2 pseudogenes are annotated in these 583 nt (G+C 65.0%); both read left to right on the top strand.

The features are described from left to right. Positions 1 to 129, top strand: a pseudogene (locus EN984_RS39295) (cysteine hydrolase); the annotation flags it as partial. Continuing rightward, a pseudogene (locus EN984_RS37010) lies at positions 126 to 583 on the top strand (glutamine synthetase); the annotation flags it as partial. The pseudogenes EN984_RS39295 and EN984_RS37010, both read left to right, overlap by 4 nt.

Genomic DNA, 583 nt, shown 5'->3' with positions numbered 1-583 from the left:
TCGGATGCCTGCGCCACCATTACGCAGGAACGCCACGACATCGCGCTCAAGGCCTTCGGCGGCTACTGCTGGGTGGCCGATACCGACACGGTCGTCGGCCGCTTCAACGCTTTGGGAAAACCGGCATGACATCGACTGTCGAGCCTCTGGTTGCCGTCGTCACCACGGATCTCTCCGCCGTCACGCGGGGCCGCTTCGTTGCCGAAGGCAAGTTGCAGAAGACCGCCACGACCGGCGTCGGTTGGCTGCAGGCCAATCTGTCGCTGACGCCGTTCAACTCGATCGTCGATCCCAACCCCTGGGGCTCGTCGGGCGACCTGCGGCTTATCCCCGATCTCAAGGCGCGCTTTCGCACGACACGTACCGGATCGGCGACGCCGTTCGACATGGTCGCCGGCGACATCGTCGAGCTCGATGGCAGCCCATGGCTCGGCTGCACCCGCACGATGCTCAAAGAGGCGCTGGCCGATTTGAAAGCCGCAACCGGCCTGTCGGTCATCGCCGCCTTCGAGCATGAATTCAATGTCGCCGACGGCGGCTTCGCGCCGGCGCATTCGATGTCTTTCGCCGCATTGCGCCGCAC

This window comes from Mesorhizobium sp. M7A.F.Ca.CA.004.12.1.1, assembly GCF_003997835.1.
GTDB lineage: Bacteria > Pseudomonadota > Alphaproteobacteria > Rhizobiales > Rhizobiaceae > Mesorhizobium.
Note: the sequence above shows the minus strand (reverse complement) of the source record. Positions and strands in the feature narration are given on the sequence as shown.